We start from the raw sequence: 21,367 nt of genomic DNA, 5'->3' as shown, positions 1-21,367 counted from the left end.
CACTGCGCTGCCGGTTTCGGCGTCAGGCAAGACCCTCATGGTTGAGCCGTGCAAGCAGGAGCGCTTCAGCCACTACGGCATTGCGGAAGTCCTCCAGGTGCAGCGACTCGTTGGCGCTGTGGGCCCTGGAATCGGGGTCCTCGACACCGGTCACCAGGATCTGCACGTCCGGATAGACCTCGGTAAGGTCCGCGATAAAGGGAATGGAGCCTCCAATCCCCATTTCAACCGCAGGAACTCCCCACGCTTCACCGAGGGCCCACATCGCCATGCCGGCGGCCGCGGAACCCGTGTCGGTCAGGAAGGAGCTTCCGCTCTCCCCCGGGGTGAAAACCACCTTCGCGCCGAACGGCGCATTGGACTCAACGTGGCTCCGCACTGCTGCCATAGCCTCCGCCGGGTCCTGGCCCGGAGCCAGCCGCAGGCTGAACTTGGCCCGGGCCCTGGGCAGCAGAGTGTTGGAGGCAACGTCCACGGCCGGAGCATCGAAGCCGATGATCGACAGCGCCGGCTTGGTCCACAGCCGGGAGGCGATTGTTCCGCTGCCGGCGAGGCGCACGCCATCCAGCACCGACGCGTCGGCCCGGTATTCAGCCTCCGTCAGATCGACGGAGACGTCGTCCCTGCTGACGAGGCCTTTCACGGCGACGTTGCCTTCGTCGTCGTGGAGGGTGGCGATCAGGCGGGCGAGCAGCGTGGGAGCGTCCAGGACTGCCCCGCCGAACATCCCGGAATGCACGGCGTGCTCCAGCACCTGCACCTCAATGGTCCCGTCCACCAGGCCGCGCAGGCTGGTGGTCAGCGCCGGAATGCCTACCTTCCAGTTACTGGAATCAGCCACCACGATGACGTCGGCGCGCAGCAGTTCGCGGTGGGTTTCCAGGAACGTGCGGAACGTGGGCGATCCCGCTTCCTCCTCACCCTCTATAAAGAACGTCACACCGAGGCCCAGCTTGTCGGCCAGCACCTCTGTTACCGCGGCATAGGCGGCAATATGGGCCATGATGCCGGCTTTGTCATCAGCCGCACCCCGCCCGTACAGCCGGCCGTCGCGTTCGACGGCGGTGAATGGTTCGGTCTGCCACAGGGCCAGGTCGCCGGTCGGCTGGACGTCATGGTGGGCGTACAGCAGAATGGTCGGCTTTCCTTCGGCCGCGGTTCGCCGTGCCACGACAGCCGGGCCGCCCGGCGTGCCGTCCTCTTTGTTGCAGCGCAGGATCCGGACGTCCCCGATTCCCGCAGCCCGGACCAGCTCCGCCACGGCCTCCGCGCTGCGGTCCAGCGGGGCAGGATCGAAGCTGGGCCAGGCGATACCCGGGAGCTTCACGAGGTCCTTCAACTGCCCAACGGTGGTGTCGAAGGACTCGTGTACGGCCCGGCGCAGGGCATCGACGTCGATCCCGTCGAATCCTGCGCTGATTTTTTGCGGGGTCCCCGCCGGTGATGAAGTCATGGCCAAAACCCTACCTGTGTCGGTGACCACAGAAAACACTCCGGCCCCCACGCCGACTCCCCCGGTTTCGCGGCCGCCCGACCCGGGCGACACATGAAATTCACCATGCGCGTGCAGGGTATTCTTTAGGGGTGTTTGGACGTAAAAAGGAAGCGCCAACGGCGCAGGACGTAGTTGACCAGCAGGCAGCCGAGGCCTTGGCCCGGCAGGACGCAGCCCTCGGCAAGGGCGCGCCCACGCCCAAGCGCAAAGCACAGGAAGCTGCGCGGAAGCGCCCCCTGGTGCCGGAAGACCGCAAGGCCTCCAAGGCAGCCGAGCGGGCGGCAGTGCAGGAACAGCGGATCAAGATGCGCCAGGCCCTGGACACGGGCGACGAAAAATTCCTGCCCCTTCGGGACAAGGGCCCGCAGAAGCGCTACGCACGTGACTACGTGGATGCCCGCTTCAGCCTCGGCGAGTACCTGATGTTCGGAGCCCTGTTGTTCGTGGTCATCTCCCTGCTGGTGCCTTCCACCAGCGAGGCGATGATTTATGTCCTCGGCGGCTTCTGGGTCATGTTCCTGGCTGTTTTCGTTGACGTCTTCATCCTCTCCCGTAAACTGCGCAAGCGCCTCACGGAGAAGTTTGGCGAGGTGGAACGCGGCACTGTGTGGTACGGATCCATGCGTTCGCTCCAGTTCCGCCGCCTGCGCCTGCCCAAGCCGCTCGTCAAGCGCGGAGAATTCCCCGCCTAATTGAGGCAATAAGAAGCCCCCGGCAGTGCAAAAACTGCCGGGGGCTTCTTTGTGGTCGGGCGTTGTTCGCAGACGTGACGGCTAGCGGCGGGCGGGGTGCTTCGCCAGCTCCCGGTTGATGCGCGCGGCCCAGAACGGGCCTTCGTACAGGAACGCCGTGTAGCCCTGCACCAAGGTGGCACCGGCATCGAGGCGTTCCTGAACATCCCTGGCATTCTCCACTCCGCCGACGGAGACGAGCGCGAGCGAACCGCCGGTTGCTTCCTTCAGGCGGCGCAGCACCTCCAGGGACCGCGCCTTGAGCGGAGCCCCGGAGAGGCCGCCGGGACCGCAGTCCCGGATTTTTTCCGGGTCGGAGGTGAGCCCTTCCCGGCCGATCGTGGTGTTGGTGGCGATGATGCCGTCCAGCTTGAGGTCCAGGGCGAGCTTCGCGACGTCGTCAATGTCCTGGTCCGTAAGGTCCGGCGCGATCTTGACCAGCAAGGGAACGTGCCTGCCGGCGGCTTTGTCTGCTTCCTCCCCCACCGCTTTGAGCAGGGGGCGGAGCGTTTCAACGTTCTGGAGCAGGCGGAGGCCGGGCGTGTTGGGTGAACTGACGTTGACGACAAGGTAGTCCGCGGCTGGGGCAAGGCTCCGGGCGCTGATGAGGTAATCACTGACCGCGTCCCCGAGCTCCACCACCTTGCTCTTGCCGATATTGACGCCAATCACCGGACGCACCGCGGGGTAGCGTCGCTGCAGGGCGGCCCGCGCGGACTTGAGGCGGGGCGCTACGGAGGTGGCGCCGTCGTTATTGAATCCCATCCGGTTGATAACTGCCTTGTCCTCGACGAGGCGGAAGAGCCGGGGCTTTTCGTTCCCGGGCTGGGCCTGCCCGGTAATGGTGCCTACCTCCACGTGGCCGAACCCGAGCTCGGTCAGCGCTTCAATGCCGTGCCCTTCCTTGTCAAAGCCTGCGGCAAGCCCGAAGGGCGAAGGGAAGGTGATGCCGAAGGCAGTGGTCTGGAGGGACGGGGCAGGTGCCGTAAATTTCGAGAGCACCCTGCCGGCCCCTGAACTGTGCGCCAGCCTGATGGCACGGAAGCCGATCTTGTGGGCGCGTTCGGCGTCCATCCATGAAAAGGCCAGGCGAAAGAAGGTGGGATATACGCGCATGAGTCCAGTTTTCCGGTTCAGGCTCCGCAGACCAAACCGGCGCGCGCGCCGGCGGGCGGTGTGACGTGCTGCGCGGGCACAGCCGGTGTATTAGCCGCTGAAGCGGGCGTTGTCTAGGCTGATCAAATGGAGTGGCATACAGATATCCTGGGGGACGATTTTGAAGCCTGTTCTTACCAGGCCACGGGCGGCGACGGCGTGGAACGCACGGCTACCCTGGTGCGCCACGTACCCCAGGGCGACGCCGGCGGCCCGGGCGGTTCCGAACCCCGGCCCCTCCCCCGCCGCGCCATCCTCTTCCTGCACGGCTGGAGCGATTACTTCTTCAACGTGGAGCTCGCCCGGTTCTGGACAGGAAAGGGATTTGAGTTCTTTGCCCTCGACATGCACAACCACGGACGGAGCCTGCAGGCGGACACACATGGCGGCTACGTGGCCGACCTCGACGACTATGACGCCGAGATCAGCAAGGCAATCGACATCATCGGCTCCCTCTGGCCGGTCCACTCCGGCAAACCGCCGCTGACCCTGATGGGCCACTCCACCGGCGGCCTCATCGCCGCGCTGTGGGTTAGCCGGCATCCGGGAGTGGCTTCGCAACTGGTCCTCAACAGCCCCTGGCTGGAAATGCACGGTAGTTCGCTGGTCCGGCGTGCCGCGAGGTCGATGGTGGGGCCGCTGGCACGCTACCGTCCGGAGGCTGTTCTGCGGTTGCCGGAGCGCGGCTTCTATTGGCGGAGCATCAGCAGCGAGGCTGAGGGTGAGTGGACGCTGGACAACAAGTACCGGCCGCCCCTTGCTTTTCCCGTGCGGGCCGGCTGGCTCAGTGCGGTCCTCGCCGGGCATTCCCGGGTGGCCCGCGGACTGCGAATCGACATTCCCATCCTGGTGCTCCTGTCCGGAGCCAGCGCGAACGGCATGTTCTGGACCGAGGCGATGCGACGTACCGACGCCGTGCTCGATGTAAATACGATCGCCATCCGGGCCATGGCACTCGGCCGGACGGTCACCCTTGAAAGAATCGACGGCGCCCTGCACGACGTCTTCCTGTCGCCGCCGCACGTCCGGGCGGACGCGTACGCGCGGCTGAACCGCTGGATCCGGGGCTACGTCCTGGACGACGGCGGCGAGGAATGAAAGCCGCGGAGCCCGGGGCGCTTTCCTGGCAGCCTGATCTGCTCGGGGAAGGATTCGAGTCCCTGGAGCTGCCCCTGGCCGACGACGACGAAGGCACGGTGTGTGCCACGCTGGTCCGCTACGTGCCACCTGTTCCGGCAGGTCCGCCGGCCATCTTTTCGGCGTTGCGCAACACGGTCTTCCGGCCTTTGGAATGGCCCGGCACGGACGGCCGGGAGCCTAACGGTTCCGCACGCCCGGGAGTGGTCCTGTACCTTCATGGCTGGGCGGACTATTTCCTGCAGGCCGAACTTGCCAGGCATGTCGGCGCGCACGGACTCCACTTCTATGCCCTGGACCTCCGCAAGTACGGGCGCAGCCTGCGGAACTGGCAGACGCCCGGCTACACCACGGACCTGAGTGTCTACGATGAGGACATTTCCGCAGCGATCGACGTGATCAGGACGGACGTGGCAGCGCGTACCGGGCTGGCCGCGGAGTCTACCGTCCACATGCTGGCACATTCACTGGGCGGGTTGATCGGGGCGCTCTGGGCCGACCGCCACCCGGGCTCACTCGGGACGCTGATCCTCAATGCACCATGGCTCGAGCTCCAGGGCAGCAGCCTGATCCGGAACATCGCCATGCACCTCGTGGAACCGATCGCACGCACCGATCCACGACGCCCCTTCCGTTTTCCGGAAATGCCCGGCTACTGGGAAAGCGTCAGCGACCAGGCCCACGGCGAGTGGTTCCTGGATCCGCAATGGCGCCCGACGGCGTCGTTCCCGATCCGTGCGGGCTGGACCCGGGCTGTCCTGGCCGGACACGCCGCCGTGGAACGGCGCCTGGACATCGCGGCGCCGGTCCTGGTGATGCTCTCGGACCGCACCAGAATCCAGGCCGAGTGGTCTGAAGAGCTGATGGTCGCGGACGCCGTGATCGATGTGGAACAGACAGCGCGCCGTGCGCTGGGCCTGGGACGCCGGACGGCTGTGTTCCGCTACCCCCAAGCCATCCACGACGTTTTCCTCTCACGCCGCGAGGTGCGCCAGGAAGCCTACCGCGACCTGGTCGACTGGCTGCATTCGCACCCGGGCTGACAGGCTCTCAGGGCTCCACGGACTCCGCAGGCCCGGATGCGCCCTGCCGGTCCGGCGCGGCAGCATCCACGGCCCCGCCGTACCGGCGGTCCCGCCCGGCATAGATTTCGACGGCGTCCCACAAGGTGCGGCGGTCGACGTCGGGCCAGAGCGTGTCCATGAAGACAAACTCCGCATAGGCCGACTGCCACAGCATGAAGTTGGAGAGCCGCTGCTCGCCGGAGCTGCGGAGGAAGAGGTCAACGTCGGGAAGGTCCGGCTCGTCCAGGTACTTCTGGATAGTCCGTTCGGTGATCGCACCCGGCTTGAGCCTGCCAGCCGCGACGTCTTCGGCAATGGCCGAGACAGCATCCGCAATTTCGGCACGGCCGCCGTAATTAACACACATGGTCAACGTGCACGTGCTGTTGCCGCGGGTGTACTCCTCCGCCTCTTCGAGTTCCCGGATCACCGATCCCCAGAGCCTGGGCCGGCGTCCCGACCACCGGATGCGCACACCCCACTCATCCAGCTGGTTGCGCTGGCGTCTTAGCACATCCTTATTAAATCCCATCAGGAAGCGGACTTCCTCCGGCGAACGCCGCCAGTTCTCCGTGGAGAAGGCGTATACCGTCACGTACTTGATGCCCAGCTCAATGGCTCCCGCGACGACGTCCAGCAGCGCCGGCTCCCCCGCCTTGTGTCCCTCGATCCGGGGCAGTCCGCGCTGATTTGCCCAGCGGCCGTTGCCGTCCATGACGATCGCCACATGCTGCGGGATGAATTCCGCGGGTATCGACGGCGGCACGGCTCCGGAACTGTGCGCATACGGCGCAACCACAGGCGCAGTCCGTTGCCGGACGGGAGTTTTCTTCTTTCCAAGGGCCACTGTCAGCTACGCTCCACATGTTTGAGTGATTTCAGCACCCGTTCAAGATGCCATTGCAGATAGCTGGCCACCAAACCGGCAGCCTCCCGCCGGTGGAGGGCCAGGGACGCATCCGCCGTCGCCCAGTCCCCTGTCAGCAGTGCACCCAGCAGGAAAACTGTTTCCGCCGCTGGTGCGGGTGAACCCGGTGGACGGCAGTTGCTGCACACCATGCCGCCCAGGGGCGCCGAGAAAGCCGTGTGCGGGCCCGGCGCGCCGCAGCGGGCGCACACCGTGAAGCTTGGCGCCCATCCCCCGGTAGCCAGTGCACGCAGGAGGTAGGAGTCGAGGATGAGCTCAGGGGTATGCTCGCCCCGGCTCAGCGAGGCAAGGGCTCCGACCAGGAGGTTGTATTGCGCGGTTCCGGCCTCGCCGTCCACGTCGGTCAGCTTTTCGGCGGTCTCCGTCATGGCGGCCGCCACCGTGTAGCGGCCGTAGTCGGCCGCAATGTTGCCGCCATAGGCACCCTTGGCCACCGCCTGGGTGACGACGTCCAACGTCCGTCCCGAAATTAGCTGCAGGTCCGCCACCATAAACGGTTCGAGGCGCGCGCCGAACCGGCTGCTGGTGCGGCGCACTCCCTTGGCCACCGCCCGGACCTGGCCATGGTGTTTCGTCAGCAGCGTGATGATCCGGTCTGCTTCGCCCAACTTGTGGGTACGCAGCACCACGGCGTCGTCACGGTAAGCGCGTGCGGAAAAGGAGGATTGTTGGGCCACAGTTAATCTTCGCACTGACCGTCAGGAAAACGCGGCTGCTGCGCCCCCGGAGTGGTCCGGGGGCGCAGCACGTCAGTGGTTCGAATAAGAGGCCTAGGCCTGCGCGTCCCGGATGGCACGGTTGACGGCCGAAATAACGGCCTTCAGCGAGGACGTGGTGGTGTTGGAGTCGATGCCGACACCCCACAGCACCCGCTCGCCGACAGCGCATTCAACGTACGCGGCAGCACGGGCATTGCCGCCTTCAGAGAGCGCGTGCTCGCTGTAATCCAGGACGCGTACGTCCACGCCGTCCTGGCCGAGGATCGACAACAGGGCCGCGATCGGGCCGTTCCCTGAGCCGGTCCGGCGGACCTGGACGCCGTCCACGGTGACCGTCGCATGCAAAGTCATGGCGCCGTCGTCGTCCGTTTCCGTGCTGAACGATCCCAGCGAGTAGCGGCCCCACTGACCGTCCTCCTTGCTGGAGGGCAGGTACTCGTCCTGGAAGATCTGCCAGAGCTGGGCGCCGCTGACCTCGCCGCCCACGGTGTCCGTGCGCTTCTGGATGACGCCGGAGAATTCGATCTGGGCGCGGCGCGGCAGGTCCAGGCTGTGCTCGTTCTTCAGCAGGTACGCCACTCCGCCCTTCCCGGACTGCGAGTTGACCCGGATGACGGCTTCGTAGCTGCGCCCCAGGTCCTTGGGGTCGACCGGCAGGTAGGGAACCTGCCACGTGTAGTCGGCCACATCCTTGCCGGCCGCAGCCGCATCCCTTTCGAGCGCTTCGAAGCCCTTCTTGATGGCATCCTGGTGCGAGCCGGAGAACGCCGTGAAGACGAGGTCGCCACCGTACGGTGAACGCTCCGCCACCGGCAGCTGGTTGCAGTACTCCACGGTGCGGCGGACGTCGTCGATATCGGAGAAATCAATCATAGGGTCGATGCCCTGGACGAACATGTTCAGGCCCAGCGTGACCAGGTCCACGTTACCGGTCCGCTCGCCGTTTCCGAACAGGCAGCCCTCGATCCGGTCCGCGCCGGCGAGGTAGCCCAGCTCGGCAGCGGCAACACCGGTCCCGCGGTCGTTGTGCGGGTGCAGCGAGAGGATGATGCCCTCGCGGGGGTGCAGGTGGCGGCTCATCCACTCGATGGAATCCGCGTAGACATTGGGGGTTGCCATCTCCACCGTGGCCGGCAGGTTGATGATGACCTGGCTGTCGGCCGAGGCCTCGAAGACGTCGGCCACGGCGTTGCAGACGCGGACGGCGTATTCAAGTTCCGTACCGGTGAAGGATTCCGGCGAGTACTCGTACGTTATGTGGGTGTCCGCCAGCGTTTCCTCGTACTTCTTGCACAGCCGGGCGCCCTGGAGCGCAATGTCCAGGATGCCGTCCTCGTCCTGATTGAACACCACGCGGCGTTGCAGGACCGACGTCGAGTTGTAGAGGTGCACGATGGCCTGCTTGGCGCCAACCAGGGATTCGTAGGTCCGCTCGATCAGGTGCTCACGGGCTTGCGTCAGCACCTGGATGGTGACGTCGTCCGGAATGTGGTTGCCCTCAATCAGCTGTCGGACGAAGTCGAAGTCAGTCTGCGAGGCCGAGGGGAAGCCCACCTCGATTTCCTTGTAACCCATGCGGACCAGCAGGTCGAACATCTTCATCTTGCGGGCCGGGCTCATGGGGTCGATCAGGGCCTGGTTGCCGTCCCGGAGGTCCACGGCGCACCAGCGCGGGGCCTTGGTGATGACTTTGTCCGGCCACGTCCGGTCAGGCAGTTCAACAGTGATCTGGTCCTGGAACGGCATGTAGCGGTGGACGGGCATTCCGGAGGGCTTCTGTGCGTTTCGCATTACTATCGGGGCCTTTTCTGTGGTTCCTGTGTGAAAGGTGGCCGGGCAACACTAACTCCGCGACGAGGATTGGCCTTGCGCTAGATCGCGTCTGAGGCCTCGCCGCGGCAGCTAAGAAGAAGCAGTTCTGCACGCACCATTTCACAGTAACACGGGTGCGTAAGATGAAGGAGCAACACCTCCAGCAACGTCCACTATGCAGACGCTGCCACCGGTGCCAGCGCCGGAGGCAGCCCTCACCTGAAGGAGCACTTGTGCCAAACTCGGGGATCGACCTGTCCAATATCGACCACACCGTGCGGCCGCAGGATGACCTGTACCAGCACATCAACGGCGCGTGGCTGAAGAGCACGACCATCCCGGACGACCGCCCCCTTGAAGGCACTTTCACAGCCTTGCGGGACGGTTCCGAGCTGGCGGTCAGGGAAATCATCGAAGAAGCCGCCGGACGCGGCGAAGAAGCCACCGGCATCGAACGGAAGGTCGGGGACCTTTACAACAGCTTCATGGATGAAGCCGCGGTAGAAGCCAAAGGCCTGGACCCCATCCGGGAACGGCTCGCCGCCGTCTATGCCACGAAGTCCGCGTCGGACGTCATCGAACTGGCCGGCAAGCTCTTCCGTTCGGACGTGTCAGGGCTCTTCTACATTTACCCCGCACCCGACGCGGGTAATCCGGACCGGATACTGCTGTACACCGGCCAGGGCGGCCTCGGGCTGCCGGATGAGTCGTACTACCGCGAAGAGAAGTTCGCCCCCATGGTGGCGGCCTACCGCGACCATGTCCGGACCATGCTCGGCCTCGCCGGAACCGCCGACGTGGATGCCGCCGCGGAACGCGTGGTCCGGCTGGAGACGGCCCTCGCCGCCCACCACTGGGACAACGTGACCCTGCGGGATCCGCAAAAGACCTACAACCTGAAGTCCGCAGAGGAGGCGCGGGAGCTCTTCCCGCTGATGGATGCCTGGTTCGAGGCCGCAGGGATCGTGCCGGACAAACGCCAGGAGATGGTGGTCAGCACCCCCGACTTCTTCGCGGGGGCAGCCGCGCTGCTCGAATCCGAGCCTCTGGCGGCCTGGCAGGACTGGCTGGCCATGCGCGTCGTGGGCTCTGCGGCCCCGTACCTGTCCTCCGAATTCGTGGACGCGAACTTCGCGTTCTACGGCACCACCATTAGCGGCACCCCTCGCAACAAGGACCGCTGGAAGCGCGGCGTCGCCGTTGTCGAGGGTGCGCTGGGCGAAGCTGTGGGCCAGATCTACGTCTCCCGGCACTTTCCCGAAACCCATAAAGCCCGCATGCAGACACTCGTCGCCAATCTCATCGAGGCCTACCGGCAAAGCATCGCCGGGCTGGCCTGGATGGGTGAGGACACGAAGCTCGAAGCCCTCAAGAAGCTCGAAGCATTCCGGGCCAAAATCGGCTACCCGGATGAGTGGATCGACTACTCCGCGGTGGAAATCGACCCCGCCGATCTCCTCGGAAACGTCGAGCGGGCCCACAATGCCGACGTGGACCGGCACCTGGATGAAGTGGGCAAACCCGTTGACAAGAACAAGTGGCTCATGACGCCGCAGACCGTCAATGCGTATTACCACCCGCTGCTGAACGAGATCGTGTTCCCGGCAGCAATACTGCAGGCTCCGTTCTTCACGGCAGACGCTGACGACGCCGTTAACTACGGCGGTATCGGCGCAGTCATCGGCCACGAGATCGGGCACGGCTTTGATGACCAGGGCTCGCAGTTCGACGGCGGCGGCGCCCTGCGTAACTGGTGGACCGAGGATGACCGGACTGCGTTCGAAGCCCTGACGTCCAAACTGGTGGCGCAGTTCGACGCGTTGTCCCCTACTGCGGCCCCCGGCCACCATGTCAACGGCAAGCTCACCCTCGGCGAAAACATCGGCGACCTGGGCGGGCTCACCATCGCGTACAAGGCCTACCTGATCAGCCTTGACGGAGCCGAACCGCCGGTCTTGGACGGCCTCACCGGACCGCAGCGGTTCTTCGCATCCTGGGCTGCCGGCTGGCGCCAGGTGATCCGCAACGAGGAAGCAATCCGCCGGCTCGCTACCGACCCGCACTCCCCCAACGAGTTCCGTACCAATGCCATCGCCAAGAACCTGGATGCCTTCCATGAAGCGTTCGGCGTGGCGGAGCAGGACGGCATGTGGATGCCCGCGGAGGAACGTGTCAGTATCTGGTGACCGGCAGCTCGCGATGAAGACTGCGGGGCCGGCCACAAGCAGTGGCCGGCCCCGCAGTCTTATTCGTCGAGGCAATCGCCGCTAGCGGACGATCAGTTCAGGGTTCGCCTGCTGGCAGACGGTATCGCCTGCCGTCTGGTTGACAATGTCGGACGGGAGCGGTGCCGCGTCCATTTTTGTTCCGGACATGAAATCGGTGCCGAGGTAGACCTGGACTCCGCTGACACCGGTCGCCGGGAGAACCTGCGTGGCGGGTATTTCCAGCAATGCTGCGACGTCTGCCGCCACAGCCTCGAAACCGGGTCCGTAGTAGACCGCCGTCTTTGCGACAGGCTGCGCCGTAAGCGGTGCAACCTGGGTGAAGCCGCCGGCGATGATCGCCTGGGTGATCTCCTGGGTCCTCGCCGGTACACCCGTTCCGTTCGCCACGGTCACCGGCTGCAACGCCTTGTCGTAGGGCGGCAACGGTGTTTCAGTCGGCGTCGACGGTGAGGGGGCGGGCGCCGATTCGCTCGGCTCCGCCGTGGGGCTCGGGGTGGCCGTCGGGTCAGTCAGGTCAACGTCCTTGCGCAGCGCGGCGAAGAGCTGCGATGCGGCCGGTTCGGCAACGGTGAGCCGGTTGGGATCAGTGGGAGCGGGCGTGGTTGGCACGGCCACGAACGCCACCTTGCCGATGTCAATGTTCTTCAGCCGGTTGCCGATGGTCAGCAGCGACGGCACGGACGCCAGTCCATCATCCACCGTAAGGTTCTGGGTGACGACATCGGCAATCTTGAGCATCTTCTGGGGGTCGGACAGCGTGCCGTCATCCTTGATCTTGCGGGTGAGGGATGACAGGAAGCCCTGCTGTGCCTTGATGCGGCCCAGGTCCCCGCCGTCCGCGAAGGCGTGCCTGGTCCGCAGGTAGGCCAGCGCCTGCTCCCCCTGAACCTGCGAGTTCCCTGCGGGGAGGCGCAGTCGGGAGTCGGGGTCGTAGACGGCGTCACTGACGCAGACTTCCACGCCGCCGACCGCGTTGGAAAGTTCCTTGACCGCGTTGAAGTCGGCCATCATAAAGTGGTCGATTTCCAACCCCGTAATTTTGTTCACCGTGTCCACAGCGCAGCCGATGCCGGCCTCTTTCATGGCTTCGTTGATCATCACGCCGCTTCGGGCCGGGAACACCTGCTTGGTCTTCTGGTCCGTGCATTCGGGAATGTCCACCAGCAGGTCCCGCGGGAAGCTGATGACGCTGACACGCTTGTTGTCCGCCGAAATGTCCATCATCATCATGACGTCAGACTGGCCGTAGCCTGTGGAGTCCTCGGCGCTGCCGTAGTCGGAATTCTTGCCGTCGCGGGTGTCCGAGCCCAGGATCAGGATCTGCATCCGGTCCTTGGAGTCGTTGACGGGATCTTCGGTGCGGCTGCTGCCTGCGCCGAGTGGAGCTTTGCTGATGTTCATCTGCAAACGGATGACCCAGAAGGCTGCGAAAGCCAGAGCGCCCACCAGGACAAGGGCAACAACGGCAGTGGTCACCTTGAACCACACGGGCTTTCCGCGCATTGCGCCGAGGTGCCGGGCCGGGCCCATGTCCTTGGTGTCCGAATGCCTGGCAGCGGCGTCGGACGCTGGCGAACCAATGCCTTGTCCGGGAGTGTCTCGGCGTCGCACCACGTGGTGTTACCTTCCTCTATAAAACGGGGTCCGGTCCATTTTAGTGGTCCTGGCTGGGAAAACGCCCGATGGGCGGGCGCACCCGGACAGCCGCGCCGGGCCGTACGGTCCTGCGGCGGCACCCCGGGACGGACCCCGGTGCCCCTTGGCGGGCTAGAAACCGAGCTTCACCAGCTGCTTGGGGTCGCGTTGCCAGTCCTTGGCCACCTTGACATGCAGGTCGAGGTAGATCCGGGTACCGAGCAGGGCTTCGATGCCCTTGCGGGCATTGGTGCCCACTTCCCGCAGGCGGGCGCCTCCCTTGCCGATGATGATGGCCTTCTGGGAGGGACGTTCCACATAGAGGTTGACCCGAACGTCAAGGAACGGGCTGTCCTCAGGCCGGCCCTCCCGGGGGACGATCTCTTCCACTACGACGGCGAGGGAGTGCGGAAGCTCGTCCCGGACACCCTCCAGGGCGGCTTCGCGAATGAGCTCCGCGACCATAACGGCTTCGGGCTCGTCCGTCAGGTGCCCGTCCGGATAGAGCGGCTGCGACGGCGGCATGTGGCTGATAAGGACATCCGCCACGGTGTTCACCTGGAACCCGTCCGTTGCCGATACCGGCACAATGTCCTTCCACCCGTCTTCGCCAAGGACTTCGCGTCCCAGCGCAGCAACGGCGAGCAGCTGTTCGGTCAGTGCCTGACGGTCCACCAGGTCAGCCTTGGTCACGATGGCGATGATCGGCTTTTTGCCCACCGCGGCCAGCTGGGCTGCGATAAACCGGTCGCCGGGGCCGATCTTCTCGTTGGCCGGAAGGCAGAAACCAATGGCGTCCACTTCGGACAGGGTGTCCGCCACCAGGTCGTTGAGGCGCTTGCCGAGCAGCGTCCGCGGCCGGTGCAGACCGGGGGTATCCACGAGGATCAACTGCGCGTCGTCCCGGTGGACAATGCCACGGATGGTGTGGCGGGTGGTCTGCGGCTTGGCGGAGGTGATGGCCACCTTCTTCCCCACCAGGGCGTTCGTCAGTGTGGACTTACCGGCGTTCGGCCTGCCCACAAGGATCGAAAATCCGGCACGGAAGCCGCCAAAGGCCTCGTCGTCCGCTTTATTCTGCTTGCTCACGTGGAACTCCCTGTTGCGTTGTTTCGGCCTCGTCGAGTAGGTCTTCAAGGTCAGTTTGTTCTGGAACGGCGCCCTTTGCAACGGGCGCCGCGATGATGTGGCTGACCCTGTTGCGGCGGCCTTCCAGGCGTTCCGCCCGCAGCGAGATCCCGTCCACGTCGACGGTGCTGCCGACGATGGGAACCCTGCCGAGGGCTTTCGCGAGCAGGCCACCGACGGTGTCCACTTCGTCGTCGTCAAGTTCCACATCGAAAAGCTCACCAAGGTCGTCGATGCCCATGCGGGCACTGACACGGTAGCTTCCGTCCCCAAGGGCCACGGCCTCGGCCGTCTCGGTGTCGTATTCATCCACGATCTCGCCGACGATCTCTTCGATCAGGTCTTCGAGGGTGACAAGGCCGGCGGTTCCGCCGTACTCGTCGATCACGATGGCCACATGCGTGGATTCCTTCTGCAGTTCGCGAAGCAGGTCGCTGACCGGTTTGGACTCCGGCACGTAGCGGACCTCACGGGCAAGGTCATCCACGATGGGCGGTTCCTCGCCGGGGCCGAGGCCGTGCAGCGCCGCGGCAACATCCTTGAGGTAGATAATGCCCAGGATCTGGTCGGTGTTGTCCCGGATGACGGGGATCCGGGAGTAACCGGACCGCAGGAACAGGGACATCGCCCGGTGCAGGCTCGAGCCGGCGTCGATGCTGAGGATGTCCGTGCGGGGCACCATCACGGCCCGGACCAGGGTGTCGCCGAAGTCGAACACTGACTGGATCAGCTCGGCTTCGTTGTCCTCGATCATGTCCGATTCGGTGGCACGGTCCACCAGCTCGCGGAACTCTTCCTCGCTGAAGGAGGCTTCATCGCCGGAGCGCGCACCCGGTGCCACGACGCTGCCCAGCGCAACCAGCCAGCCAGGGATAGGGCCCAGCACCCAGCACAGGAAACGGATGATCGGCGCGGTGAACCTGACGACGCCGGCGGCGTGGGCACGGCCGAGCTGGCGCGGTGATACCCCGACGATCACGAAGCCCACGAGGGCCATGATTCCGGTGGCGGCAAGGCCTGCGAGCCAGACACTGTCCAGCAGGCTGTGCAGAAGGACGGCGACCGCCACCGCCGAGGCCATTTCGAACCAGATCCGCCAGAACCTCAGGGACCGCATGTGCGCAACCGGCTGGTCCAGGATGCGCTTCAGGGCCTGGCCGTCGCTTCGCAGCACGGCTTCTTCGGCGTCATGGCGCGGCAGGAAATTGAACGCCGACTCGGCCGCTGTCAGCAGGGCGGCAAAACTGAGGAAGACCAGCGCCATGCCAACGAGGATCAGTGGGGTCACTGCATCGTCTCAGACGGAGCTTCTTTACCGGTGAAGCCCTCAAGCAGTTCCCGCTGGAGGCCGAACATCTCTTCCTTCTCCTCGGGATCGGCGTGGTCGTATCCGAGCAGGTGGAGGATTCCGTGGGTGGTGAGCAGCAGCATCTCGTCCTGGGTGGAATGCCCGGCGTTGCGTGCCTGGACCTCCGCCACCTGCGGACACACGGCAATATCGCCCAGCATGCCCTGCGGCGTCGGCTTGTCCGGCGTGCCGGGAGTCAACTCGTCCATGGGAACGGACAGGACGTCGGTGGCCCCCGGCTCATCCATAAGTTCCAGGTGCAGCTTCTCCATGGCGGGTTCGTCCACCAGGAGGATGGACAGTTCAGCCTGGGGGTGGATATAGAGGCGCTCGAACACAAACCGGGCCAGGGCAACCAGCTGGGCTTCGTCCACCGTGACGCCTGATTCGTTGTTTACTTCGATGCTCATGCGTGCTCTCCCCGCTTCTCCCGGGTCACGGAATGCTTCACCCGGCTCCTCTGTGCCTCGTCCCAGATACCGTACGCATTGACGATGTCGCCTACCAGCCGGTGGCGGACCACGTCCGAGGCATCCAGCACACTGAAGTTGACGTCCTCAATTCCCTGCAGGATCTCTTCCACGATCCGCAGACCGGAGCGGGTGCCGAAGGGCAGGTCCACTTGGGTGACATCCCCGGTGACCACCATTTTGGAGCCGAATCCGAGGCGGGTCAGGAACATCTTCATCTGCTCGGGCGTGGTGTTCTGGGCCTCGTCAAGGATGATGAAGGCGTCGTTGAGGGTGCGGCCGCGCATATAGGCAAGCGGAGCCACTTCGATGGTGCCCGCCGCCATCAGGCGGGGAATGGACTCCGGGTCCATCATGTCGTGCAGGGCGTCGTACAGCGGACGCAGGTATGGATCGATCTTGTCGCTCAGCGTCCCGGGCAGGAACCCCAGCCGTTCACCGGCCTCCACCGCGGGCCGGGTGAGAATGATGCGGCTGACTTCCTTCTGCTGCAGTGCCTGGACGGCCTTCGCCATGGCGAGGAAGGTCTTGCCGGTGCCGGCCGGTCCTATTCCGAAGATCACTGTGTTGGCGTCAATGGCATCCACGTAGTTCTTCTGGTTCAGCGTCTTGGGCCGGATCGTCTTGCCGCGGCTCGAGAGGATGTTGTACGTGAGTACCTCGACCGGGTTTTGGAGTGACTGGCTCCGGAGCAGGGCTGCGAGCTGTTGGAGTACCGCGGGTGTGATGACGGTTCCCCGGTCAACAAGCCCGCGCACTTCGTGGAGCAACCGCATGATCCTGGGAACGTCGGCGGCGGGCCCGCTGATGGCCAACTCGTTGCCGCGGACGTGGAAGTCCACGGCCGGAAACTGTTCTTCGATGAAACGAAGCGCCTCATCGTGGCTGCCGAGGGACTGAACCATCTGTTCGGAGTTGTCAAAGATGACCACCTCCGTCCGGACACCTGGAAGACTATGGGGAAATTCACCTGTGGTGCGCTCTCCGGCGCTGAACCGGGGCCTTCCGTTTGTTGCTTCAGTCATGGTGCCGGCCTGCGGGCCTCTGGTCCCCTCCAGTTAGGAATATTGTCTCCCCGACCAGTCACTTCGCCGCCGCTGCTTCAGCAGCGGGCGCTGTGGCCGGCCGAGTCCTTTTATCTTACGCCAGTGCGCCGCCCGGGAGCCGCGGACGGTGGACGTACTCCGGCCGGATGAAACCGTTTCGTTGCGGGTTGACGTCATTAGGTATCAACTTCGTATCGGCCTCATATCGTTCCCGTTGCAGTTCGGCTGACCGTCCGCAAACGCCGTTGGCGGCCGCTCTCTCTATGTAATGCTGGAATCCGCCGGCTTGCGCCGGCCGGTAAACGACGTCACCGACAACGGTTGCAGGGACAGGGCGGGGTACCCGGAGCACTATGGAGATTTTGAATCCACGACGCCGGAAGGCAGCAGGAAGCGGGCGGACACGGTCCGCTGCGCTGCTGTTTGTGCTGCCCGCCGCCATGGTTCTCTCCGGCTGCGTCGCCACTCCCCAGCCTTCCGCGTCGAGCGCGGACAGCACGCCACGGTCAGTGACCGGGTCCGCCACCGCCGGTGTCCCCAGCACAAGCGCACCGCTGGAAACCACGCAGGCGTCCAACAAGGCACCGGTGTATTGGATCGGTCGCAGCAACGAGAACGTCTTCCTTTACCGTGAGTTCCGGGATGTCCCCGAACAGGAAAATCCCGTCACCAGGGCACTTCGCGCCATGATGTCGGACAAGCCCCTCGATCCCGACTTCTTCACTCCGTGGCAGGACCCGAAGAAGCTGGCCACCTCGATCTCCGGCAAAAATGTGATCACGGTGGACGTCTCGCCGGATGCCTTCAACAGCAACCTCGACGAGGATATGGCCAACCGTGCCATCCAGCAGCTGGTGTACACGGCAACGGCCGCCGGCGCCAGCTCGGGGCTGGTGGATTCGGGCCAGCAGATCCAGGTTGTCATCCTCGTTGACGGGCATACGGATTACCTGGCGTTCAACCACGTGCGGCTGGGCACGCCCACCCCCCGCAGTGCAGGCATGGTGGCCCCCGTCTGGATCATCGATCCGCAGGAAGGCGCGGGTGTCGCTGACGGCAGCGTCAAGATCAGCGGACGAAGCACGGTCCCCGGCGGAAAACTCCGGTGGAAGATCCTGAAGGTTGAAGGCAGCAGCGACAAGACGGCGTACCTGGGCGGCGAGGTCACGGCGTCGGCCGATCAGGCACAGTCAGGGCTTTTCTCGCTGAACGTCAACCTGGCGCCGGGAAACTATGAAGTCCGGGTGTCACAGATCGATCCGGGCAAGCCGGACCGGGAAATGAATGTGGATACCCGCGGTTTCAAGGTCGAATAGCTCCGCCGCTACCAGCGTCCGAGGATGTCGCTGGCGAGGACCGTGGCGGCCGGACCTGCCGTGGAGGACCTGAGCACGTGGTGCCCCAGCAGGGCCGTGACGGCACCTGCGCTGCAAAGTTTGGTAACCTCCCGCGGGCTGATTCCGCCCTCCGGGCCCACGATGAGGAGAATTTCGCGCGGCCCCCGACCGGGCGTCCCGCCGTCGCCATCGCGCCACGTCTCCAGCACTGTTCGAAGCGGCCGGACGGCATCCTCATGGAGAATGATGGCCAGGTCCGCTGCCGCAACCGCGGCCTGCAGCCCGGCACCGTCGACGGCGGCGCGGACCTCGGGAATCCAGGCCCGCCGCGCCTGTTTGGCCGCCGCGGTCACCACCGACTGCCACTTGGCGTGCGCCTTGGCGGCACGCTCGCCCTTCCAGCGGACAATGGACCGTTCCGACTGCCACGGGATGACGGCATCGATGCCCAGTTCGGTGGCGGTTTCAGCTGCCAGTTCGTCGCGGTCGCCTTTGGCAAGCGCCTGCACCAGGATCAGGCGAAGGTCCGGACGCTCCTCCGTTTCGAGAACCGAACACTCCACCGTCAATTCGCCCTGGCCGACGGCCGCGACAGTTCCGGTGAGCCTCTTGCCCGCGCCGTCGGCTATGTCAACGGACTCGCCCACGGCGATCCGCTTGACCGTGACCGCGTGCCGGGCCTCCGCACCCTGCAGGACGAAACGCGAACCGGGACCCTGCTGGTCCAGGGTTCCCGGGGACGCAAAAAAGACCGGGTTGCTCACTGCTACAGGTTACCGAACCGGTCCCGCAGCTTTGCGAAGACTCCGCCGCTGGCGGCAAGCTTCCCCTCGGTGTACTGCTCACCGCGCAGTTTGGCCAGCTGCCGCAGCAGGTCTTCCTGGGCGGCGTCAAGTTTCGCCGGGGTTTCGACCTGGAGGTGGACCTTCAGGTCGCCGCGGCCGTAGCCCCGGAGATGGGTGACGCCGAGTCCGCGCAGGGTGATGACCTCACCGGACTGGGTGCCGGCCTTGACATCGATTTCCTGCTGGCCGTCGAACGTGTCCAGGCTGAGCTCTGTGCCAAGGGCAGCGGCGGTCATCGGGATGTTCAGAGTGGCGTGCAGGTCGTCACCGTCACGCACGTACGTGGCATCGTTATTGACCCGGATCTCGACATACAGGTCGCCCGAGGGGCCGCCAGCGGGACCGGCCTCGCCCTGGCCGCCCAGCTGGATGCGGGTTCCGGTGGCCACGCCGGCGGGAACCTTGACCGTCAGCGAACGCCGGCTGCGGATGCGGCCCTGGCCGTTGCACTCGTTGCAGGGATCCTTGATGACGGTTCCGAAGCCTTCGCAGGAGCCGCACGGAGCGGCCGTCATGACCTGGCCCAGGATGGACCGAACGGCCCGCTGGACCTGGCCACTGCCGCCGCAGATGTCGCAGCGTTCAGGGTGGGCCCCGGGCTGGCAGCAGGATCCCTCGCAGGTGGGGCACGTGACAGCCGTGTCCACCTCAAGCTTCTTGTTGACGCCGAACACGGCGTCGCGAAGGTCTATGCGTACGCTAATGAGGGCGTCCTGCCCGCGGCGGACCCGCGAGGCCGGGCCGGACGAACCGCCGGCGCCGAAGAAGGTGTCGAAGATGTCCTGGAACGCAAAGCCCTGCCCCGAGTAGCCCGCGCCGCCAAAGCCGTTATCGGTGCCGTTCTCGTTGCCCGTGGTGTCGTAGACCCGGCGCTTCTGCGGGTCGGAAAGGACTTCGTAGGCGTGGGTGACAGCCTTGAAGCGGTCCGAGGCATCCTCACCGGGGTTCACATCCGGGTGCAGGGTGCGCGCAAGCTTTCGGTAGGCCTTCTTGATCTCTTCGCCCGTCGCTTCGGGTGAGACTCCAAGAACGTCGTAGTGGCTGCTCAAAGTTCGTATCTCTTCCTGGTTGTACTGCCTGTGGTGCTGCTGCGCCCCGGAAGCCGGGACGCGGAGGCCTGGTTGGCTGATGTTGAACCGGTCACGGTCCAAGGATCCTGGAAAGGTAGCGGGCCACGGCACGGACCGCGGCCATGGTGGTGGGATAGTCCATCCGGGTCGGGCCAAGCACGCCCACCTTGGCGCTGGAACCGGGGCCGTAGCCTGTGGCCACCACCGAGGCTTCCGCAAGTCCGTCGTAGGGGTTCTCCCGGCCGATGCTGACCGTGACCCCGCGGGGGTCCTGGGCCATTTCGCTGAGCAGCCGGAGCATGACCACCTGTTCCTCGAGCGCCTCAAGGACCGGACCGATGCTCAGCGGAAAGTCTACGTTTGACCGCGCGAGATTCGCCGTGCCGGCCATGACCATCCGCTCCTCGCGGGTGCTGCTGGCAAGGGCGTCCAGGCCACGGGCCAGCGCCTGGGCGGCATGCCTGCGTGACGGTTCACAACCGGCGACGACGGCGGGCAGCGCCTGCGGGAGCAGGCTCAAGGGTGTCCCCGCCAGGCTCTTCAGGAACCTGGCCCGGAGGCCGGCGAGGGCGTCGTCGCCGAGTTCCTGGCCGACGTCGATAACCCGCTGCTCGACCTTTCCGGTGTCGGCGATCAGTACGATCAGCACCTGACGCGGCGCCAGCAGCACAAACTCGATGTGCCGCACCATGGCCCGGCTGAGGTGCGGATACTGCACCACGGCCACCTGGTTGGTCAGCTGCGACAGCAGCCGCACGGTCCGCTCCAGGACATCGTCAAGGTCCTCTGACCCTTCCAGAAGCGTCTGGATGGCGCGGCGCTCGGCCTGCGACAGCGGCTTGACGGCGGATATCTGGTCGACGAACAGCCGGTAGCCCTTGTCCGTGGGGATCCGGCCGGCGCTGGTGTGCGGCGCCGTGATCAGGCCCTCGTCTTCCAACGCCGCCATGTCATTGCGGATGGTGGCACTGGAGACTCCGAGGTGGTGCCTCTCCACCAGTGCCTTGGAGCCCACGGGTTCGCGGGAATGGACGTAGTCCTCCACGATGGCCCGCAATACTTCAAGCTTGCGTGGCTCGCTCATTCTCCACCTCCGATCGGCTTTCCCGGGCCGCGTTCCGGCGTTGCGCCGGGGCACGGGTCCCGTCGTCCGTTAGCACTCGTCATGTCTAAGTGCTAACCAGTCTAATATGAGTCGCCGCGTTGTTAGCATTGGTAC

At 65.2% G+C, this 21,367-nt stretch carries 18 protein-coding genes; 5 read left to right on the top strand and 13 right to left on the bottom strand.

Annotation, left to right across the window (positions count from 1 at the left end; all coding sequences use genetic code 11):
- Window positions 1-22: 22 nt before the first annotated feature.
- Window positions 23-1,453 carry a dipeptidase gene (locus ACFVWT_RS06895; protein ID WP_390246402.1) on the bottom strand — a complete coding sequence of 477 codons (1,431 nt, stop codon included), beginning with the start codon at window positions 1,451-1,453 and terminating at the stop codon, window positions 23-25.
- A 131-nt stretch (window positions 1,454-1,584) separates the two neighbouring features.
- On the opposite strand from ACFVWT_RS06895, the gene ACFVWT_RS06890 reads away from it, so the two are divergent.
- Window positions 1,585-2,187: a DUF3043 domain-containing protein gene (locus tag ACFVWT_RS06890; protein WP_011692064.1), complete on the top strand. Its 603-nt coding sequence runs from the start codon at window positions 1,585-1,587 to the stop codon at window positions 2,185-2,187.
- Window positions 2,188-2,268: 81 nt separating this feature from the next.
- On the opposite strand, the gene ACFVWT_RS06885 is transcribed toward ACFVWT_RS06890, so the two are convergent.
- Window positions 2,269-3,342, bottom strand: a complete 1,074-nt coding sequence (locus tag ACFVWT_RS06885) for a quinone-dependent dihydroorotate dehydrogenase (protein WP_390246398.1) — start codon at window positions 3,340-3,342, stop codon at window positions 2,269-2,271.
- A gap of 126 nt (window positions 3,343-3,468) precedes the next feature.
- Here ACFVWT_RS06885 and ACFVWT_RS06880 point away from each other — a divergent pair, with 126 nt between their 5' ends.
- Both ACFVWT_RS06880 and ACFVWT_RS06875 read left to right on the top strand, forming a co-directional pair.
- Window positions 3,469-4,479, top strand: a complete 1,011-nt coding sequence (locus tag ACFVWT_RS06880) for an alpha/beta hydrolase (protein ID WP_390246396.1) — start codon at window positions 3,469-3,471, stop codon at window positions 4,477-4,479.
- Complete coding sequence (locus tag ACFVWT_RS06875; RefSeq protein ID WP_390246394.1) at window positions 4,476-5,561, top strand: alpha/beta hydrolase; 1,086 nt, start codon at window positions 4,476-4,478, stop codon at window positions 5,559-5,561. Before ACFVWT_RS06880 ends, ACFVWT_RS06875 begins: the two co-directional genes overlap by 4 nt.
- Before the next feature lie 7 nt (window positions 5,562-5,568).
- On the opposite strand, the gene ACFVWT_RS06870 is transcribed toward ACFVWT_RS06875, so the two are convergent.
- The 3 genes from ACFVWT_RS06870 to leuA all read right to left on the bottom strand — a co-directional run bounded on the left by ACFVWT_RS06870 (window position 5,569) and on the right by leuA (window position 9,020).
- Window positions 5,569-6,429, bottom strand: coding sequence for an isoprenyl transferase (locus ACFVWT_RS06870; protein WP_390246392.1), 861 nt, complete (start codon window positions 6,427-6,429; stop codon window positions 5,569-5,571).
- 2 nt (window positions 6,430-6,431) lie between these two features.
- Window positions 6,432-7,187, bottom strand: coding sequence for a DNA repair protein RecO (recO, locus tag ACFVWT_RS06865; RefSeq protein ID WP_390246390.1), 756 nt, complete (start codon window positions 7,185-7,187; stop codon window positions 6,432-6,434).
- A 93-nt stretch (window positions 7,188-7,280) separates the two neighbouring features.
- Entirely contained in the window at window positions 7,281-9,020 is a 1,740-nt protein-coding gene (leuA, locus tag ACFVWT_RS06860) for a 2-isopropylmalate synthase (RefSeq protein WP_390246388.1), read from the bottom strand.
- Between the two features lie 254 nt (window positions 9,021-9,274).
- Here leuA and ACFVWT_RS06855 point away from each other — a divergent pair, with 254 nt between their 5' ends.
- Window positions 9,275-11,227, top strand: a complete 1,953-nt coding sequence (locus ACFVWT_RS06855) for a M13 family metallopeptidase (RefSeq protein ID WP_390246386.1) — start codon at window positions 9,275-9,277, stop codon at window positions 11,225-11,227.
- Window positions 11,228-11,308: 81 nt separating this feature from the next.
- Here the strand turns inward: ACFVWT_RS06855 and ACFVWT_RS06850 are convergent, their stop codons facing one another.
- The 5 genes from ACFVWT_RS06850 to ACFVWT_RS06830 form a co-directional block, all read right to left on the bottom strand.
- On the bottom strand, window positions 11,309-12,883 hold the full coding sequence (locus ACFVWT_RS06850; RefSeq protein WP_390246384.1) for an LCP family protein: 1,575 nt from the start codon (window positions 12,881-12,883) through the stop codon (window positions 11,309-11,311).
- Window positions 12,884-13,036: 153 nt separating this feature from the next.
- Window positions 13,037-13,993 carry a GTPase Era gene (gene era / locus ACFVWT_RS06845; RefSeq protein WP_390246382.1) on the bottom strand — a complete coding sequence of 319 codons (957 nt, stop codon included), beginning with the start codon at window positions 13,991-13,993 and terminating at the stop codon, window positions 13,037-13,039.
- Complete coding sequence (locus ACFVWT_RS06840) at window positions 13,977-15,320, bottom strand: hemolysin family protein (RefSeq protein WP_390246380.1); 1,344 nt, start codon at window positions 15,318-15,320, stop codon at window positions 13,977-13,979. The genes era and ACFVWT_RS06840 overlap by 17 nt, the downstream gene beginning before the upstream one ends.
- The gene (ybeY, locus tag ACFVWT_RS06835; RefSeq protein ID WP_011692075.1) at window positions 15,317-15,790 is read right to left on the bottom strand and encodes an rRNA maturation RNase YbeY; all 474 of its coding nucleotides are present in this window, start codon (window positions 15,788-15,790) and stop codon (window positions 15,317-15,319) included. The genes ACFVWT_RS06840 and ybeY overlap by 4 nt, the downstream gene beginning before the upstream one ends.
- Entirely contained in the window at window positions 15,787-16,875 is a 1,089-nt protein-coding gene (locus tag ACFVWT_RS06830; protein WP_390246378.1) for a PhoH family protein, read from the bottom strand. Before ACFVWT_RS06830 ends, ybeY begins: the two co-directional genes overlap by 4 nt.
- Before the next feature lie 374 nt (window positions 16,876-17,249).
- On the opposite strand from ACFVWT_RS06830, the gene ACFVWT_RS06825 reads away from it, so the two are divergent.
- Window positions 17,250-18,212 (top strand): GerMN domain-containing protein, encoded by a 963-nt coding sequence (locus tag ACFVWT_RS06825; protein WP_390246376.1) that lies wholly within the window; start codon window positions 17,250-17,252, stop codon window positions 18,210-18,212.
- Between the two features lie 8 nt (window positions 18,213-18,220).
- On the opposite strand, the gene ACFVWT_RS06820 is transcribed toward ACFVWT_RS06825, so the two are convergent.
- The 3 genes from ACFVWT_RS06820 to hrcA all read right to left on the bottom strand — a co-directional run bounded on the left by ACFVWT_RS06820 (window position 18,221) and on the right by hrcA (window position 21,232).
- Complete coding sequence (locus ACFVWT_RS06820) at window positions 18,221-18,997, bottom strand: 16S rRNA (uracil(1498)-N(3))-methyltransferase (RefSeq protein ID WP_390246374.1); 777 nt, start codon at window positions 18,995-18,997, stop codon at window positions 18,221-18,223.
- A gap of 2 nt (window positions 18,998-18,999) precedes the next feature.
- Entirely contained in the window at window positions 19,000-20,127 is a 1,128-nt protein-coding gene (gene dnaJ / locus ACFVWT_RS06815; protein WP_390247107.1) for a molecular chaperone DnaJ, read from the bottom strand.
- Window positions 20,128-20,218: 91 nt separating this feature from the next.
- A complete protein-coding gene (gene hrcA, locus ACFVWT_RS06810; protein WP_390246372.1) occupies window positions 20,219-21,232 on the bottom strand; it encodes a heat-inducible transcriptional repressor HrcA in 1,014 nt (337 codons plus the stop codon).
- Window positions 21,233-21,367: the final 135 nt, after the last annotated feature.

This window comes from Arthrobacter sp. NPDC058288 (assembly GCF_042880995.1).
Taxonomy (GTDB): domain Bacteria; phylum Actinomycetota; class Actinomycetes; order Actinomycetales; family Micrococcaceae; genus Arthrobacter.
The sequence above is the reverse complement of the archived record's forward strand: the minus strand, read 5'-3'. Positions and strand labels throughout refer to the sequence as shown.

Excerpts from the sequence above, each read along its gene's own strand:
- ACFVWT_RS06895 (WP_390246402.1), bottom strand. The coding sequence starts at position 1,453 with ATGACTTCATCACCGGCGGGGACCCCGCAAAAAATCAGCGCAGGATTC.
- ACFVWT_RS06885 (WP_390246398.1), bottom strand. The coding sequence starts at position 3,342 with ATGCGCGTATATCCCACCTTCTTTCGCCTGGCCTTTTCATGGATGGAC.
- ACFVWT_RS06880 (WP_390246396.1), top strand. The coding sequence starts at position 3,469 with ATGGAGTGGCATACAGATATCCTGGGGGACGATTTTGAAGCCTGTTCT.
- ACFVWT_RS06875 (WP_390246394.1), top strand. The coding sequence starts at position 4,476 with ATGAAAGCCGCGGAGCCCGGGGCGCTTTCCTGGCAGCCTGATCTGCTC.
- leuA (WP_390246388.1), bottom strand. The coding sequence starts at position 9,020 with ATGCGAAACGCACAGAAGCCCTCCGGAATGCCCGTCCACCGCTACATG.
- ybeY (WP_011692075.1), bottom strand. The coding sequence starts at position 15,790 with ATGAGCATCGAAGTAAACAACGAATCAGGCGTCACGGTGGACGAAGCC.
- ACFVWT_RS06830 (WP_390246378.1), bottom strand. The coding sequence starts at position 16,875 with ATGACTGAAGCAACAAACGGAAGGCCCCGGTTCAGCGCCGGAGAGCGC.
- ACFVWT_RS06825 (WP_390246376.1), top strand. The coding sequence starts at position 17,250 with ATGGAGATTTTGAATCCACGACGCCGGAAGGCAGCAGGAAGCGGGCGG.
- hrcA (WP_390246372.1), bottom strand. The coding sequence starts at position 21,232 with ATGAGCGAGCCACGCAAGCTTGAAGTATTGCGGGCCATCGTGGAGGAC.